Below are 15,838 nucleotides of genomic sequence, written 5' to 3'. Positions count from 1 at the left end.
GGACTCGGCACTCGGTTGCGCCGGGCCAGCACCGGGCCGGGGGCGGTCACCGGCCCGCGACGGGGTCCCGCGCCGCGGTGGTGGCCGCCGCGCGGGCGGCGGCGCGGACCAGGGCCGGGCCCCGGTAGATGAAGCCGGTGTAGAGCTGCACCAGGGCGGCGCCGGCGTCGAACATCCGCGTCGCGTCGTCCGGGTCCAGCACCCCGCCGACGCCGACGACGGGAAGTCGGCCACCGGTCTCGGAGTGCACGAAGGCGACCACGTCGCGGGCCCGCGCGGTCAGGGGCCGACCGGAGAGACCACCGGCCTGGGCGCCGCGATCGGCGTCCACAGTGGCCAGCCCGGTCCGGGACAGCGTGGTGTTGGTGGCGATCACTCCGGCGGCGCCACGGGCCAGGCAGACCTCCAGCAACTCGGCGATCGCCGCCTCGGTCAGGTCGGGCGCGATCTTGACCAGCACCGGCTTCTCCCCCACCAGCGCGCCGAGCAGGGCGTCCAGGTGGGCGCGGTCCTGCAACGAGCGCAGCCCCGGCGTGTTCGGGGAGGACACGTTGACCGCGAAGTAGTCGCCGTGGCCACGAAGCGCCCGGTACGAGGCGAGGTAGTCCTCGACCGCCTCGTCGAGCGGGGTCACCTTGGACTTGCCCAACGAGATGCCCAGCGGCACCCCGAGTGGGCGGGGCAGCGCCGCCAGCCGGGCGGCCAACGCGGCGGCCCCGGCGTTGTTGAAGCCCATCCGGTTGACAACGGCCGCGCTGGCCGGCAGGCGGAACAGCCGTGGCCGTGGGTTGCCCGGCTGGGCGTGCGCCGTGACCGTGCCGACCTCGACGAAACCGAAGCCGAGGGCCGGCCAGGCCGGCAGCGCCGCGCCGTCCTTGTCCATCCCGGCAGCCAATCCGACCGGGTTGGGGAAGCGCACGCCGAACACCGTGCGCGGCGCGCTGACCGCGTACCGGGCCCGCAGCGCGGCGAGCGCGACCGGCCGCCGCGACAGAGCCGCCAACCGCCGCAGAGTCCACTCGTGCGCCGCCTCGGCGTCCCCACCCCCAACCCGAAACAACAAAGGCCGCACCGCCCGCTCAAACATCACCAACCCCCTCCCTCTCCCCTGCCCACCGCGTCGATCATGGTGTTATTGCGCCGACATGCCGTGCGGGTGGGCGATAGCCTCATGATCAACGAGGAGGGGCGCAGGGTCACTGGGCCGCCCGCAGGGTGGCGTGCAGGTCTTGCAGGGGGCGGACCCGCATGTCGCCGCGGATCCGCGCCTCGATGCCCATCACCGCCGCGGCGGCGCCGGGGACCGTGGTGATGCAGGGGATGTCGGCGGTGACGGCCGCGCTGCGGATCTCGTAGCCGTCGGAGCGGGCGCTGGCACCCGAACCCTGCGGCGTGTTGATCACCAGCGCCACCTGGCCGCCACCGATCAGCGACACCGCGTCGTCGCCCTCGCCAGCCTGGTAGTGCTTGCGGATCTGCTCGCAGGCGATGCCGTGCCGACGCAGCACCTCGGCAGTGCCGGTGGTCGCCACGATCTCGAAGCCCAGATCGGCCAGCCGCTTGATCGGGAAGATCATGCCGCGCTTGTCGCGGTTCGCCACCGACACGAAGATCTTGCCCTCGGTCGGCAGCGAGCCGTACGCGGCCGACTGACTCTTGGCGAAGGCGTGCCCGAAGTTGGTGTCGATGCCCATCACCTCGCCCGTCGACTTCATCTCCGGGCCGAGCAGCGAGTCGATGCCCTTGCCGGCGCGGGTGCGGAAGCGCTTGAACGGCAGCACCGCCTCCTTGACCGCGACCGGCGCGTCGGCGGGCATCGTGCCCCCGTCCCCGGTCGCCGGCAACAGGCCCTCGGCCCGCAACTCCGCGATGCGCGCGCCGAGGGCGATCCGGGCCGCCGCCTTGGCCAGCGGCACCGCCGTCGCCTTGGAGACGAACGGCACGGTCCGCGACGCCCGCGGGTTGGCCTCCAGCACGTAGAGCACGTCGTCCTTGAGGGCGTACTGCACGTTGAGCAGACCGCGGACGCCGACGCCACGGGCGATGGCCTCGGTGTAGCGGCGGACCTCGGCCAGGTGCGAGCCCGCCAGGGTGATCGGCGGCAACGCGCAGGACGAGTCGCCGGAGTGGATACCGGCCTCCTCGATGTGCTCCATCACGCCACCGATGTAGACCTCGCCGTCGGCGTCGCACAGCGCGTCCACGTCGATCTCGATGGCGTCGTCGAGGAACCGGTCCACCAGCACCGGGTGATCCGGGGAGATGTCGGTGGCCCGACCGATGTAGTCGCGCAGCGTCGGGTCGTCGTAGACGATCTCCATGCCCCGCCCGCCCAGCACGTACGACGGGCGGACCAGCACCGGGTAGCCGATCTCGTCGGCGATCGTCTTGGCCTCGTCGTAGGACGTCGCCATGCCGTGCGCCGGCGCGCGCAGCCCGGCCCGAGCCAGCACCGCGCCGAACGCGCCGCGCTCCTCGGCCAGGTGGATCGACTCCGGGGAGGTGCCGACCACCGGCACACCGGCGTCCTTGAGCCGCTGCGCCAACCCCAGCGGGGTCTGCCCGCCGAGCTGCACGACCACCCCGACCACACCCGGCCCGCCGGCCGCCCGGCCGGACGAGTCCTCGGCGTGCCAGACCTCCAGCACGTCCTCGAAGGTCAGCGGCTCGAAGTAGAGCCGGTCGGCGGTGTCGTAGTCGGTGGAGACCGTCTCCGGGTTGCAGTTGACCATGACGGTCTCGTAGCCGGCCGCCCGCAGCGCCTGCACCGCGTGCACGCAGGAGTAGTCGAACTCGATGCCCTGCCCGATCCGGTTCGGGCCGGAGCCCAGGATCAGCACCTTCGGCCGGTCCGACGGCACAACCTCGGTTTCCAGGTCGTACGACGAGTAGTGGTACGGCGTTGTCGCCTCGAACTCGGCCGCGCAGGTGTCCACCGTCTTGTAGACCGGGCGCACGTCGAGGCGGTGCCGCAGGGTCCGTACGCCGTCCTCGGCGGCCAGCTCCGGGCGCAGCGCGGCGAGCTGCCGGTCGGACAGGCCGGCCCGCTTGGCCCGGTGCAGCAGCTCGGCGTCGAGCACCGGCGCGTCGACGATCTCGGCGCGCAGCTCGATCAGCGCGGCGATCTGGTCCAGGAACCACGGGTCGATGCCGCCGGACGCCTCGGCGACCTCGGCGATCGACGCGCCGAGACGCAGCGCCCGCTCGACGGTGTAGAGCCGGCCGTCGTGCGGGATCCGCAGCGCGGCGAGGGTGTCCGAGCGGGTGGCGCCGGCCGGGTCTGGAGTGGTCCAGAAACCAGATGATCGGGTTTCCATCGAGCGCATCGCCTTGTTCAGCGCCTCGGTGAAGTTGCGCCCGAGGCTCATCGCCTCACCCACCGACTTCATCGTGGTGGTCAGCTCCGGGTCCGCGCCGGGGAACTTCTCGAACGCGAACCGGGGGATCTTCACCACCACGTAGTCCAGGGTCGGCTCGAACGCCGCCGGGGTCTTCAACGTGATGTCGTTGGGGATCTCGTCGAGGGTGTAGCCGATGGCCAGCTTCGCGGCGATCTTCGCGATCGGGAAGCCTGTCGCCTTGGAGGCCAGCGCCGAGGAGCGCGACACCCGCGGGTTCATCTCGATCACGACGATTCGGCCGTCGACCGGGTTGACCGCGAACTGGATGTTGCAGCCGCCGGTGTCCACCCCGACCTCGCGCAGCACCGCGATGCCCAGGTCCCGTAGGCGCTGGTACTCCCGGTCGGTGAGCGTCATGGCCGGGGCCACTGTGACGCTGTCGCCGGTGTGCACGCCCATCGGGTCGATGTTCTCGATCGAGCAGACGACCACCACGTTGTCGTGCCGGTCGCGCATCAGCTCCAGCTCGTACTCCTTCCAGCCGAGCACGCTCTCCTCGATGAGCACCTCGTGCACCGGGCTGGCGGCCAGGCCGTCGCCGGCGATGCGGGCCAGGTCCTCCGGGGTGTGCGCCATGCCGGAGCCCAGGCCACCCATGGTGAACGACGGCCGGATCACCACCGGCAGACCCAGCTCGGCGACTGTCGCCTCGACCTCGTCCATCGAATGGCAGACCCGGGAGCGGGGCACCAGCCCGGTCGGGTCCTCGACGCCCAGGCGGACCCCGGCCTTCGCCACGATCTCCTTGAACAGCTGCCGGTCCTCGCCCCGGTTGATGGCGTCGATGTTCGCGCCGATCAACTCCACGTTGTACTTCTCCAGGATGCCGCCCTCGTGCAGGGCGACCGCGGTGTTCAGCGCGGTCTGCCCACCGAGGGTCGCCAGGATGGCGTCCGGCCGTTCCTTGGCGATGACCAGCTCCACGAACTCCGGGGTGATCGGCTCGACGTATGTCGCGTCGGCGAACTCCGGGTCCGTCATGATCGTTGCCGGGTTGGAGTTGACCAGGCTGACCCGGATCCCCTCACTGCGCAGCACCCGGCACGCCTGGGTGCCGGAGTAGTCGAACTCGCAGGCCTGCCCGATGACGATCGGCCCGGAGCCGATCACGAGGATGTGCTTGAGATCGGTCCGCTTAGGCATTGCTGCGCCCCTCGATCAAGTCGGCGAAACGGTCGAAGAGGTAGTCCGCGTCGTGCGGGCCGGCCGCCGCCTCCGGGTGGTACTGGACGGTGAAGGCGGGCACGTCCACGGCCCGCAGCCCCTCGACCACGTTGTCATTGAGGCAGACGTGCGACACCCGTACGCCGCCGAAGTCGGTGTCGATCACCTGGTCGGGAACAACCGCACCCGACCCCGCGCCCGGCACCCGCACCGCGAAGCCGTGGTTGTGGCTTGTCACCTCGACCTTGCCGGTGGCCCGGTCGAGCACCGGCTGGTTGATGCCCCGGTGGCCGTAGCCCAACTTGTAGGTGCCGAAGCCGAGCGCCCGACCGAGGATCTGGCTGCCGAAGCAGATGCCGAACAGCGGCACCTGCCGCCGCAGCGCCTCCCGGGCCAGCGCCACCGGGCCGTCGGCAGTGGCCGGGTCGCCGGGACCGGGCGACAGGAAGATCGCGTCGGCGCCGGTGGCGAGCAACTGCTCGATGCTCGACGAGGCGGGCAGCACGTGGGTGGTCACCCCGCGGGTGGCCAGCCGGCGCGGCACGTTGCGCTTGATGCCCAGGTCCAGTGCCGCCACTGTGAACCGGTGCTCGCCGAGCGCCTCGACGACGTACGGCTCGGGGGTGCTCACCTCGGCGGACAGGTCCGCGCCGACCATCTGCGGTGCCTGGCGGACCCGGGTCAGCAGGCTCTGCGGGTCGTTGTCGATGCTGGAGATGCCCACCCGCATGGCGCCCCGCTCGCGCAGGTGCCGGGTCAACGCCCGGGTGTCCACCCCGCTGATGCCCACCACACCCTCGGTGGCGAGGCGGTCCTCCAGGCTGCCGGTGGCCCGCCAGTTCGAGCCGATCCGGGCCGGGTCGCGGACGACGTAACCCGCCACCCAGATCCGGCCGGACTCGTCGTCCTCGCCGTTGACGCCGGTGTTGCCGATGTGCGGGGCGGTCTGCACCACCACCTGCCGGTGGTAGGACGGGTCGGTCAGGGTCTCCTGGTAACCGGTCATGCCGGTGTTGAAGACCGCCTCGCCGAAGGTCTCCCCGACGCTGCCGTACGCCTCACCGGGGAACGTGCGCCCGTCCTCGAGGACCAGGATCGCGGGTCTGCGCTTGACCATTACTTGACAGCCTTTCCGTCCAGGACCGTCGGCTCGCCACGCAGGAAGGTCGCCACGATGCGACCCGGCAGCGTCATGCGGGCGTACGGGGTGTTGCGACTGCGACTGGCCAGCTCCGCCGGGTCGATGGTGCGGCGCTCGGCCGGGTCGATCACTGTCAGGTTCGCCGGCACACCCGGCGCCGGGTCGACGCCGTGCCCGGTGAGCCCGGCGATCCGGGCGGGGGTGCGCGACATCCGCTCGGCGATCAGATCCCACTGCGGGCCGAGCACGTCCAGCGCGATGGACAGGGCCGTCTCCAGGCCGAGCATCCCCGGCCGGGCGTACGCCCACTCGCACTCCTTGTCCTCCACGGCGTGCGGGGCGTGGTCGGTGGCGATCACGTCGATCACCCCGTCGGCGAGGGCGGCGCGCAACGCTGTGACGTCCGCGGCCGTCCGCAGCGGCGGGTTCACCTTGAAGACCGGGTCGTAGCTCTCCGCGCGCTCGTCGGTGAGCAGCAGATGGTGCGGGGTCACCTCGGCGGTCACGCGTACCCCGCGGGCCTTTGCCTGGCGCAGCACCTCGACGCTGCCGGCGGTGGAGACGTGGCAGACGTGCAGTCGGCTGCCCACGTGCTCGGCGAGCAGCACGTCCCGGGCGATGATCGCCTCCTCGGCGACCGCCGGCCAGCCGATCAGGCCGAGCCGGGTGGAGACCTCGCCCTCGTGCATCTGGGCGCCCTCGGTGAGCCGGGGCTCCTCGGCGTGCTGGGCGATGATCCCGTCGAACGCCTTGACGTACTCCAGGGCCCGGCGCATCAGCTTCGGGTCGGCGACGCAGTGCCCGTCGTCGGAGAAGATCCGCACCCGGGCCGCCGAGTCGGCCATCGCGCCCAGCTCGGCCAGGCGCTCGCCGGCCAGCCCGACGGTGACCGCGCCGATCGGCTGCACGTCGACCAGACCGGCCTCGCGGCCGAGCCGCCAGACCTGCTCGACCACGCCGGCGGTGTCGGCGACCGGGGAGGTGTTGGCCATCGCGCAGACCGCCGTGTAGCCACCGAGCGCCGCCGCGCGGGAACCGGACTCGACGGTCTCGGCGTCCTCCCGACCGGGCTCGCGCAGGTGGGTGTGCAGGTCGACGAGACCGGGCAGGGCGACCAGGCCGGTGCCGTCGACGACTGTGGCGTCCGGCGCGGACAGGCCGGGGCCGACCTCGGCGATCACGCCGTCGCGGATCAGCAGGTCGGTCGGCGCGGCGCCGACGACACTCACGCTGGTGATCAGGTACGCGGTCACCTGTTGTTCCCTCCGAGCAGCAGGTAAAGAACAGCCATCCGCACGGAGACCCCGTTGGTGACCTGTTCGACGATTGTGGAGCGCGGTGAGTCGGCGACCTCGGGGGTGATCTCCATCCCCCGGTTCATCGGGCCGGGGTGCATCACGATCGCGTGCTCGGGCAGCCGGCGCATCCGCGGGCCGTCCAGCCCGTAGCGGCGGGCGTACTCGCGCGCGGAGGGGAAGTAGGAGTCGTTCATCCGCTCCCGCTGCACCCGCAACATCATCACCACGTCGACGTCGGGCAGCACGGAGTCGAGGTCGTAGGAGACGTCGGTGCCGGGAGCGAGGGCTCCCGCGATGTCGACCGGGATGAGGGTCGGCGGGCCGACCAGGGTGACCTTGGCGCCGAGAGTGGAGAGCAGCAGCACGTTGGAGCGGGCGACCCGGGAGTGCAGCACGTCCCCGACCACCGCGACCGACAGCCCGGCGAGCCGACCCAGCCGGGCCCGCATGGTGTACGCGTCCAACAGCGCCTGGGTGGGGTGCTCGTGGGTGCCGTCACCGGCGTTGACCACCGACCCGTCCACCCAGTTGGCCAGCCGGTGCGGCGCACCCGAGGCGGGGTGTCGGACGACCACGGCGTCCGCGCCCATGGCCTGGAGGGTCAACGCGGTGTCCTTCAGGCTCTCGCCCTTGGTGACGCTGGACCCCTTCGCGGAAAAGTTGATCACGTCGGCGCTGAGCCGCTTCGCCGCCGCCTCGAAGGAGATCCGGGTGCGGGTGGAGTCCTCGTAGAAGAGGTTCACCACGGTCCGTCCGCGCAGCGCGGGCAACTTCTTGATCTCCCGGCCGGCGACGGTGGCCATCTCGGCGGCGGTGTCCAGGATCTCGGTGGCGGTGTCGGCGTCCAGGTCCGCGCCGGAGAGCAGATGCTTGATCATGCGGGTGTCCCCCCGTACAGCTTGACCTCGTCCGTCCCGTCGGTCTCGGCGAATGTCACCTTCACGCTCTCGGCGAGCGAGGTCGGGATGTTCTTGCCGACGTAGTCGGCGCGGATCGGCAGCTCCCGGTGGCCCCGGTCGACCAGCACGGCGAGCTGCACCGATGCCGGGCGGCCCACGTCGTTGAGCGCGTCGAGCGCGGCCCGGACGGTGCGGCCGGAGAAGAGCACGTCGTCGACGAGGATGACCCGTTTGCCGTCGATCCCGCCGGACGGTAGCTCGGTCGGGCCCACGGCACGGGTGGCCTGCCGACGAAGGTCGTCGCGGTACAGGGTGATGTCGAGCACACCGACCGGAACGGCGACGTCCTCGAAGGTGCTGATCCGGTCGGCGAGCCGCCGGGCGAGAGGGGTGCCCCGGGTGGGAATCCCGAGCAGCACAGTGTTCGCGGCGCCCTGGGTCTTTTCCAGGATCTGGTGGGCGATGCGGTCGACCACGCGTTGCACGTCGGCGCTGGCGAGGATCACCTTCACCGAGGGTTGTCGCGGTGGTGACGGATGGGCAGCCGGTGGGTATGCCACGGCGGACCTCCTTCCCCGCCTCACGGGACGGGTCGTTAAAGGATGTCGGGCACCTCCGGCCGGACCGCGCAGCGGACCAGACCGAGGCTTCACGCCACGTTACCAGTGGTCACCGGGCCAATGGACGGCGGCCGCTGACCACCGGATCAGGACCAGGAAAAGGGGATAACTTCCCGGACGCTCCCCAACGGTCGGGTCTCGACCACTTGACCAGGTGTCGCATTCCCCGTACCGTCACGCTCCGTAGCGATCGACGGGAGAACCCCGAGCAGCACTGGGAGTGTCCGAATGCCCTCTGAATACGCCAAGTCTCTGGGCGCCCGCCTGCGCTCCATCCGCCAGCAGCAGGGTCTTTCCCTGCAGGGTGTGGAGGAGAAGTCGAATGGGCGGTGGAAGGCCGTGGTGGTCGGCTCGTACGAGCGCGGCGACCGGGCCGTGACGGTGTCCCGTCTGGCCGAGTTGGCCGAGTTCTACCGTGTCCCCGTCTCGGAGCTGCTGCCTGACGGCAGTGGTGTCCGGCACGAGCCCACCAGCAAGATCGTCCTGGACCTGGAGCGGCTCTACGACGAGGCCTCCGAGGACCTGGCCTACGTTGCCCGCTACGCGCGTGCCATCCAGCAGCAGCGTGGTGACTACAACGGCCGGGTGCTCTCCATCCGCGCCGACGACCTGCGGGCGCTCGCGATCGTCTACGACGCATCGCCGTCGGGTCTGATCGAGCGGCTCACCGAGCACGGTGTGCTGGTGGCCGACCCGCGGGCGTTCTTCGCCTCCTGAGCTGTCGCTGTACCGAAAGGGCCCGTGCCGACTGGCACGGGCCCTTTCGTGTCACGGCGTACGGTGGTGCGATGCTCAGCGGGTGGCGTACTCGGCGATCCGGCCGAGCACCCCGTTGAGGAAGCGCGGCGAATCGTCTGTCGACATCTGCCGGGCCAGCTCCACTGCCTCACTGATCGCCACCGCGTCGTCGATCTCGTCGACGTAGAGCAACTCGTAGACGGCGATCCGGGCCAGATTGCGGTCGACGACAGGCATCCGCTCCAGCGTCCAACCCTCGGCGTAGCTGGCGATCAGCTCGTCGATCCGGTTGAGGTGCTCGGCGACGCCCTCGACCAGGCCGACCGCGTAGCCCAGGTGCTCCGGTCGGGGCTGCTCGATCCGCTGCACGTAGCCGGCCAGCACCTCCACCGGAGGCTTGTCCCGAAGGTCGGCCTCGTAGAGGACATCCAGCGCCCGCTTGCGTGCCTTGCGGCGCGCCGGCATCTGCTGCTTGGAACCCTCAGCCATCAGGCGCGGCCGAGGTAACGGCCGTCGCGGGTGTCGACCTTGATCTTCTCACCGGTGGTGATGAACAGCGGCACCGGCACTGTGGCGCCGGTCTCCACGGTCGCCGGCTTGGTGCCGCCGGTCGAGCGATCGCCCTGAAGGCCCGGCTCGGTGTAGGTGACCTCCAGCACGACGCTGGTGGGCAGCTCGATGTAGAGCGGCACACCCTCGTGCTGGGCGACTGTCGCCTCCGCCTCGGGCAGCAGGTAGTTGGCTGCCTCGCCGACGGTGCCGCCGAGCACGGTGATCTGGTCGAACGTCTCCAGATCCATGAAGACGAAGTCCTCACCGTCGGCGTACAGGTACTGCATCGTGCGCTTGTCCACGGTCGCGGTCTCGACCTTGGTGCCCGCGTTGAAGGTCTTGTCGACCACCTTCCCGGACAGCACGTTCTTCAGCGTGGTGCGCACGAAGGCACCACCCTTACCGGGCTTGACGTGCTGGAACTCGACGACGGCCCAGAGCTCGCCGTCAAGGTTGAGAACCAGGCCGTTTTTGAGGTCGTTGGTGGAGGCCATTTCCTGCCTTGATCATCAATTGGCGGACAGACCTGGGAAGTCTACTCTCCGCGCCGGAGGTTGGCCGCCGCCGTCTCGGCACCGACGGCCTCGCCCGGGTGCGACACCCTCCGTACCCGCCGAGCAGACCCCACCCACACCGCCTTACCTCCTTTGCTCTGCACCCGCCGAGGCGACGGTCACGATGAGTTCGGTCCCGGCCTCGACCGCCGCGGGCATCGTCGGACGAAAGCGCAGATCAGTCGGGGTGGTGCAGATAGGGCAGCAGAGCAAAGGAAGGCGGTGAGTCGGGATCTACCGGGGCCGTCGCCACTCAGTGTGAGATCAGGGAAGCAGGAGTACGTGCGAAGCCGCCGTGACGGTCCGTTGTCAGCTGCCGTCGCCCAGCGCGGCCAGATGGTGCAGGGCGAGACGGTAGCCGTCGATGCCGAGGCCGCAGATCACCCCGGTCGCCACCGCGGAGACCACCGAGTGGTGCCGGAACTCCTCGCGGGCGTGGATGTTGGACAGGTGCACCTCCACCAGCGGCCCCCGCAGCATGGCGCACGCGTCCCGCACGGCGTACGAGTAGTGCGACCAGGCGGCCGGGTTGAGCACCACGGCGGCGCCCTCGTCGGCGGCGGCGTGCAGCCAACCGAGCAACTCGTGCTCGGCGTCGGTCTGCCGGACCGTCACGTCCAGCCCCAACTCCCGGCCGGTGGTCTCGCAGAGCGCCACCAGATCGGCGTAGCTGGTCGAGCCGTACACCGCCGGCTCCCGGGTGCCCAACCGGCCCAGGTTCGGCCCGTTGAGGACGTGAACCCTCACGGGGCGGACACCTCCCGGTAGGCGGCCTCCAGCAACGCGTCGTCCGGGCCCTCCAGCATCGCCGGGCGGGCCAGCCCGTCGAGCACCACGAAGCGCAGTCGGCTGCCCCGCGCCTTCTTGTCCACCCGCATCGCGGCCAGCAGCCGAGGCCAGGCGTCGGCCGGGTAGCTCACCGGCAGGCCCAGCGCGTCCAGGGTGGCCCGGTGCCGGTCGGCGGTCGGCGCGTCCAGCCGGCCGGCGAGCCGGGCCAGCGCGGCGGCGTAGACCAGACCGACCGCGACGGCGTGCCCGTGACGCCAGCGGTAGCCCTCGTTCTGCTCGATCGCGTGGGCGAGGGTGTGCCCGTAGTTGAGCACCTCCCGTACGCCCGACTCGCGCAGGTCACCGGCGACCACGTCGGCCTTGACCCGGATCGCCCGCTCGATCAGCTCCCGCGTCGCCGGCCCGCGCACGTCGGTGGCCGCCACCGGGTCGCGCTCGACGAGGTCCAGGATCGCCGGATCGGCGATGAACCCACACTTGACCACCTCGGCGAGCCCGGCCGCCAAGTCGACCGCGGGCAGGCTGTCCAGGGTGGCCAGGTCGGCCAGCACACCGACCGGCGGGTGGAAGGCGCCCACCAGGTTCTTGCCGGCGGCCGTGTTGATGCCGGTCTTGCCGCCCACCGCCGCGTCCACCATGCCCAGCAGCGAGGTCGCGACCGGCACCCAGCGCACCCCACGCAACCAGCAGGCCGCGACGAAGCCGGCCAGGTCGGTGACCGCGCCGCCGCCCACCCCGACGACCGCGTCGGTACGGGTGAAGCCGGCCGCCCCGAGCCGGTCCCAACAGGCGGCGGCCACGTCGATCTGTTTGCCCGACTCGGCGTCAGGCACCTCGATCGGCAACGGCTCGACGCCGGCGGCGCGCAGTCGCTCGCCGAGCGCGTCCGCGAGAGCCTTCAGCGGGGGCGTGTGCAGCACCGCCGCCCGGGTCGCGCCGGGCAGCAGCCCGGGCAACGCGCCCAGCAGGTCACGTCCCACCAACACGTCGTACGGCCGTTCGCCGCCGACCGGAATCCGGGTCACCTCGTCCATCGCCGGCAGCCTAGTCGAGCGGACGGCGCGGCAACGGCGTCTGCCCACCTGCTGGTCGGGTCGCCCAGTCGGCGAGCAGGCGGGCGTGCTCGGCCACCGCGGCGCGCAGCGCCTCCGGGTGCCGCACGGTGAACGGACACCCCATCCCGGCGAGCAGCGCGGCCATGCCGGGCAGGCTCTCCGCCCGGGCCCGCAGCAGCACCCCGTCGGTGGTGGCGGTCAGCTCGGCCACGCTGGGCGGGATGCGGCGCTGGGCGGCGACCAGGTCGCTCTCCAGCAGCACCTCGACCTCGTGCGTGTACGGCACGCCGGCCAGCGACCTGGTCACCCGGGCCACCGGGTCGAAGCCGTCCGGCACGGTGAACGTCGCCGCCGTGGGGGTCACCGTGCCGATCCGGTCCAGCCGGAAGGTGCGGACCTCCCCGCGCCGGTGGTCGTGGCCTGTGACATACCAGCGGCCGGCGTGGAAGACCAGCCCGTACGGGTCGAGCTCACGGCGCGACTGCTCGCCCCGCCAGGAGCGGTAGTCGAGTGTCACCCGCTGGCGGTGCCGGGCGGCGGCGGCCAGGGTGAGCAGGATGCCCGACGCCGGCCCCCGCTCCGGCTCCGTGCGCCGCAGGGTGAAACCGAGGTGTTCCTGCACGGCGGTCAGTCGATCGGCCAGCGGCACCGGCAACACTCGGCGGATCTTGGCCAGGGCGGTGGCGGTGCCCGGCAGCTCGGTGGCCAGGCCGACCCGTTCGGCGACGACAAGGCCGAGCAGCACCGCCAGCGCCTCGTCGTCGGTGAGCATCAGTGGCGGCAGCTTGTAGCCGGAACGCAGCCGGTAGCCGCCGTAGCGGCCCCGGTCGGCGATGACGGGGATGCCCACCTCGACAAGGGTGGCCGCGTACCGGCGCACGGTCCGCTCGTCCACGCCGAGCAGGCCGGCGAGCTCGACGGCCGTCGACCGGTGCCGGGTCTGCAGCAGTTCGAGCAGGGCCAGCACACGACCGGCGGGATGTGACACAGACCACTCCTTCAAACCGGGCGGATTCTGTCCGGTTGCGATCGTACGGTCATCCGGTAACCGAGAGAAGGAGCCACAGATGGCGACGTTCGTGCTGGTGCCGGGGTTCTGGTTGGGCGCCTGGGCGTGGCGGGAGGTGACCTCGGCGCTGCGCGCGCAGGGGCACGAGGCCCACCCGATGACACTGACCGGAGTGGCCGAACGCCACCATCTCGCCGGCCCGGAGATCGGCCTGGAGACGCACACCACCGACATCGTCCGGCTGATCGAGGTCGAGGATCTGCGCGACGTGCTGCTGGTCGGCCACTCGGGCGGCGGGATGCCGGTCACCCAGGCGGCGGACCGCATCCCGGACCGGATCGCCCGGGTGGTCTACGTGGAGAGTGGGCCGTTGCCGGACGGCGTCGCGCAGTTCGACACCGTGCCACCGGAGGAGCAGCAGCGGCTGCGCGCCGCGATCGGGACCGGCCACCTGCTACCGCCGCCAGCGTGGGACCGGGCCGCCGACCCCACCAACCTCGCCGGTCTGGACGAGCCGACGCTGGCCCTGCTGCGTGCCCGGGCCACCCCGCAACCGCTGGCGGCGGCCACCGACCCGGTACGTCGCACCGGCGGGCGCCCGGTGCCGACCGCGCTGGTCGCCAGCACCTTCCCGCTCAGCGTGGTGCGGCAGATGATCGGCGAGGGGCACCCGTTCTTCACCGGGTTGGCCGACGGTCAGCTGTTCGAACTGCCCACCGGGCACTGGCCGATGCTCAGCGAGCCGAAGGCCCTGGCCGACGTGCTCGACCTGATCGCGCGAGGCTGAGAAACACCCCACCGCGGGCAGAGCGACGTCAGCGGGTCAGCACGGCGGCGACCTCGGCTACTACCTGCGCCGGGGCCTTGCCGTCGGTGACCACCGTCTCGGTCGCCACCTCGGCGTAGAGCGGCCGGCGCTGGTCCAACAGGTGCTTGAGCGTGGCCCTCGGGTTGAGCGCCAGCAGCGGCCGGCCGGCGCCGAGCCCGACGCGCTTCACCGCGTCCGGCAACTCGACCGAGAGATGGACCACCCGGTGCCCGATCAGGGCGGCCCGGGTCTCCTCGGCCAGCACCGCGCCGCCGCCGAGGGCGAGCACTCCGGTGCCGGAGGCCAGCGCCGCGGCCACCGCGGCCCGCTCCAGGGTACGGAAGTGAGCCTCACCCTCGTCGATGAAGATCTCCGGGATCGGCTTGCCGGCCAACTGCTCGATGTCGAGGTCGGTGTCGCGGAACTCCACACCGAGGGTGCCGGCGAGCGCCCGGCCGACGGTGGTCTTGCCACAGCCGGGGGCGCCGACCAGCACGACGACCGGCGCCATCAGCGGATCACCAGGGCGTCGAGGTAGCCGGCGAGGTTGCGGCGGATCTCGGCGATCGAGTCGCCGCCGAACTTCTCGGTGGCCGCCTCGGCGAGCACCAGCGCCACCATCGCCTCGGCGACCACCGCAGCGGCGGGCACCGCGCAGACGTCGGAGCGCTGGTTGATCGCGGTGGCCGGCTCGCCGGTGGTGATGTCCACTGTCGCCAGCGCCCGGTTCAGCGAGGAGATCGGCTTCATCGCGGCACGGACCCGCAGCGGCTCACCCGTGGTGATGCCACCCTCCAGCCCGCCGGCCCGGTCGGTGACCCGGCGGACACCTGTCGCCGACGGGATGATCTCGTCGTGCGCCTCCGAGCCCCGGGACCGGGCCTGCTGCCAGCCGTCGCCGATCTCCACGCCCTTGATCGCCTGAATGGACATCAGCGCGGTGGCCAGTCGGGCGTCGAGCTTGCGGTCCCACTGCACGTGGCTGCCCAACCCCGGCGGCACCCCGTACGCCAGCACCTCGACCACACCCCCGAGCGTGTCGGCGGCCTTCTTCGCGGCGTCGACCTCGGCGACCATGAGGGCACTGGCCTCCGGGTCGAGGCAGCGCAGCGGGTCGGCGTCGATGCGGTCGGCGTCGGACGGGACGGGACGCAGCCCGGGCTTCGCGGCCACCGGGCCCAGCTCGATGACGTGCGAGACGATCTCGATGCCGAGCGCCTGCCGGAGCAGCGCCTTGGCGACCGCGCCGACGGCCACCCGGGCGGCGGTCTCCCGGGCGCTGGCGCGTTCCAGGATCGGCCGGGCGTCGGTGTGGCCGTACTTCTGCATGCCGGCAAGGTCGGCGTGACCCGGCCGGGGGCGGGTCAGCGGGGCGTTGCGGGCCTGCCGGGCCAGCTCGTCGGGGTCGACCGGGTCGGCGGCCATGACGGTCTGCCACTTCGGCCACTCGGAGTTGCCGACCCGGATCGCCACCGGGCTGCCCAGTGTGACGCCGTGCCGCAGGCCGCCGAGCACCTCGACCTCGTCCCGCTCGAACGACATCCGGGCACCCCGGCCGTAGCCCAGTCGCCGACGGGCCAGCTCGTCGGCGATCGCGGTGGTGGTCACCTCGATGCCGGCCGGCACCCCCTCCATCATCGCGACGAGGGCGGGACCGTGCGATTCACCTGCAGTCAGCCAGCGCAACACAGCGGTCAGTCTGTCACGGCGCGCCACCGACCCGGCACGCTGCCCGCCGTGTCCCGCCCTGCGGACGCCGGGGGGCGGGGGGGCCGGCCCCCCGGGGCGGGGCGGTCGCCCCCCCCCCCCC

Annotated in this window: 15 protein-coding genes; 2 read left to right on the top strand and 13 right to left on the bottom strand. The window is 71.9% G+C overall.

What is annotated here, in order from left to right:
• Positions 1–46: 46 nt before the first annotated feature.
• The 6 genes from AB0A95_RS25875 to pyrR form a co-directional block, all read right to left on the bottom strand.
• On the bottom strand, positions 47–1,090 hold the full coding sequence (locus AB0A95_RS25875) for a quinone-dependent dihydroorotate dehydrogenase (protein ID WP_357558345.1): 1,044 nt from the start codon (positions 1,088–1,090) through the stop codon (positions 47–49).
• 106 nt (positions 1,091–1,196) lie between these two features.
• Positions 1,197–4,544, bottom strand: coding sequence for a carbamoyl-phosphate synthase large subunit (carB, locus tag AB0A95_RS25870; protein WP_357558344.1), 3,348 nt, complete (start codon positions 4,542–4,544; stop codon positions 1,197–1,199).
• The gene (carA, locus tag AB0A95_RS25865; protein WP_357558343.1) at positions 4,537–5,682 is read right to left on the bottom strand and encodes a glutamine-hydrolyzing carbamoyl-phosphate synthase small subunit; all 1,146 of its coding nucleotides are present in this window, start codon (positions 5,680–5,682) and stop codon (positions 4,537–4,539) included. The genes carB and carA overlap by 8 nt, the downstream gene beginning before the upstream one ends.
• Positions 5,682–6,959 (bottom strand): dihydroorotase, encoded by a 1,278-nt coding sequence (locus AB0A95_RS25860; protein WP_357558342.1) that lies wholly within the window; start codon positions 6,957–6,959, stop codon positions 5,682–5,684. The genes carA and AB0A95_RS25860 overlap by 1 nt, the downstream gene beginning before the upstream one ends.
• The gene (locus tag AB0A95_RS25855; RefSeq protein ID WP_357558341.1) at positions 6,956–7,882 is read right to left on the bottom strand and encodes an aspartate carbamoyltransferase catalytic subunit; all 927 of its coding nucleotides are present in this window, start codon (positions 7,880–7,882) and stop codon (positions 6,956–6,958) included. Before AB0A95_RS25855 ends, AB0A95_RS25860 begins: the two co-directional genes overlap by 4 nt.
• Entirely contained in the window at positions 7,879–8,463 is a 585-nt protein-coding gene (gene pyrR, locus AB0A95_RS25850) for a bifunctional pyr operon transcriptional regulator/uracil phosphoribosyltransferase PyrR (RefSeq protein WP_357558340.1), read from the bottom strand. The genes AB0A95_RS25855 and pyrR overlap by 4 nt, the downstream gene beginning before the upstream one ends.
• A gap of 288 nt (positions 8,464–8,751) precedes the next feature.
• On the opposite strand from pyrR, the gene AB0A95_RS25845 reads away from it, so the two are divergent.
• Positions 8,752–9,240, top strand: a complete 489-nt coding sequence (locus tag AB0A95_RS25845) for a transcriptional regulator (RefSeq protein ID WP_007458348.1) — start codon at positions 8,752–8,754, stop codon at positions 9,238–9,240.
• Between the two features lie 75 nt (positions 9,241–9,315).
• Here AB0A95_RS25845 and nusB read toward each other — a convergent pair whose 3' ends face one another.
• The 5 genes from nusB to AB0A95_RS25820 all read right to left on the bottom strand — a co-directional run bounded on the left by nusB (position 9,316) and on the right by AB0A95_RS25820 (position 13,199).
• Complete coding sequence (gene nusB, locus AB0A95_RS25840) at positions 9,316–9,726, bottom strand: transcription antitermination factor NusB (RefSeq protein WP_184188983.1); 411 nt, start codon at positions 9,724–9,726, stop codon at positions 9,316–9,318.
• Between the two features lie 23 nt (positions 9,727–9,749).
• Positions 9,750–10,307 carry an elongation factor P gene (gene efp, locus AB0A95_RS25835; RefSeq protein WP_210793018.1) on the bottom strand — a complete coding sequence of 186 codons (558 nt, stop codon included), beginning with the start codon at positions 10,305–10,307 and terminating at the stop codon, positions 9,750–9,752.
• A 369-nt stretch (positions 10,308–10,676) separates the two neighbouring features.
• Positions 10,677–11,114, bottom strand: a complete 438-nt coding sequence (gene aroQ, locus AB0A95_RS25830; protein WP_357558339.1) for a type II 3-dehydroquinate dehydratase — start codon at positions 11,112–11,114, stop codon at positions 10,677–10,679.
• Complete coding sequence (gene aroB, locus AB0A95_RS25825; protein WP_357558338.1) at positions 11,111–12,190, bottom strand: 3-dehydroquinate synthase; 1,080 nt, start codon at positions 12,188–12,190, stop codon at positions 11,111–11,113. The genes aroQ and aroB overlap by 4 nt, the downstream gene beginning before the upstream one ends.
• Before the next feature lie 10 nt (positions 12,191–12,200).
• A complete protein-coding gene (locus AB0A95_RS25820; protein WP_357558337.1) occupies positions 12,201–13,199 on the bottom strand; it encodes a YafY family protein in 999 nt (332 codons plus the stop codon).
• 79 nt (positions 13,200–13,278) lie between these two features.
• On the opposite strand from AB0A95_RS25820, the gene AB0A95_RS25815 reads away from it, so the two are divergent.
• Positions 13,279–14,007: an alpha/beta hydrolase gene (locus AB0A95_RS25815; protein WP_357558336.1), complete on the top strand. Its 729-nt coding sequence runs from the start codon at positions 13,279–13,281 to the stop codon at positions 14,005–14,007.
• Positions 14,008–14,035: 28 nt separating this feature from the next.
• On the opposite strand, the gene AB0A95_RS25810 is transcribed toward AB0A95_RS25815, so the two are convergent.
• Both AB0A95_RS25810 and aroC read right to left on the bottom strand, forming a co-directional pair.
• Positions 14,036–14,539 carry a shikimate kinase gene (locus AB0A95_RS25810; protein WP_357558335.1) on the bottom strand — a complete coding sequence of 168 codons (504 nt, stop codon included), beginning with the start codon at positions 14,537–14,539 and terminating at the stop codon, positions 14,036–14,038.
• A complete protein-coding gene (gene aroC, locus AB0A95_RS25805) occupies positions 14,539–15,717 on the bottom strand; it encodes a chorismate synthase (RefSeq protein ID WP_357558334.1) in 1,179 nt (392 codons plus the stop codon). Before aroC ends, AB0A95_RS25810 begins: the two co-directional genes overlap by 1 nt.
• Positions 15,718–15,838 lie beyond the last annotated feature (121 nt).

This window comes from Micromonospora sp. NPDC049230 (genome assembly GCF_040647875.1).
Classification (GTDB): Bacteria; Actinomycetota; Actinomycetes; order Mycobacteriales; family Micromonosporaceae; genus Micromonospora.
This window is presented reverse-complemented; position numbering and strand designations above follow the sequence as displayed.

Bases quoted from the DNA above. Each gene is read 5' to 3' on its own strand.
- carB (WP_357558344.1), bottom strand. From the start codon at position 4,544: ATGCCTAAGCGGACCGATCTCAAGCACATCCTCGTGATCGGCTCCGGG.
- carA (WP_357558343.1), bottom strand. From the start codon at position 5,682: ATGGTCAAGCGCAGACCCGCGATCCTGGTCCTCGAGGACGGGCGCACG.
- AB0A95_RS25855 (WP_357558341.1), bottom strand. From the start codon at position 7,882: ATGATCAAGCATCTGCTCTCCGGCGCGGACCTGGACGCCGACACCGCC.
- AB0A95_RS25845 (WP_007458348.1), top strand. From the start codon at position 8,752: ATGCCCTCTGAATACGCCAAGTCTCTGGGCGCCCGCCTGCGCTCCATC.
- nusB (WP_184188983.1), bottom strand. From the start codon at position 9,726: ATGCCGGCGCGCCGCAAGGCACGCAAGCGGGCGCTGGATGTCCTCTAC.
- efp (WP_210793018.1), bottom strand. From the start codon at position 10,307: ATGGCCTCCACCAACGACCTCAAAAACGGCCTGGTTCTCAACCTTGAC.
- aroB (WP_357558338.1), bottom strand. From the start codon at position 12,190: ATGGACGAGGTGACCCGGATTCCGGTCGGCGGCGAACGGCCGTACGAC.
- AB0A95_RS25815 (WP_357558336.1), top strand. From the start codon at position 13,279: ATGGCGACGTTCGTGCTGGTGCCGGGGTTCTGGTTGGGCGCCTGGGCG.
- AB0A95_RS25810 (WP_357558335.1), bottom strand. From the start codon at position 14,539: ATGGCGCCGGTCGTCGTGCTGGTCGGCGCCCCCGGCTGTGGCAAGACC.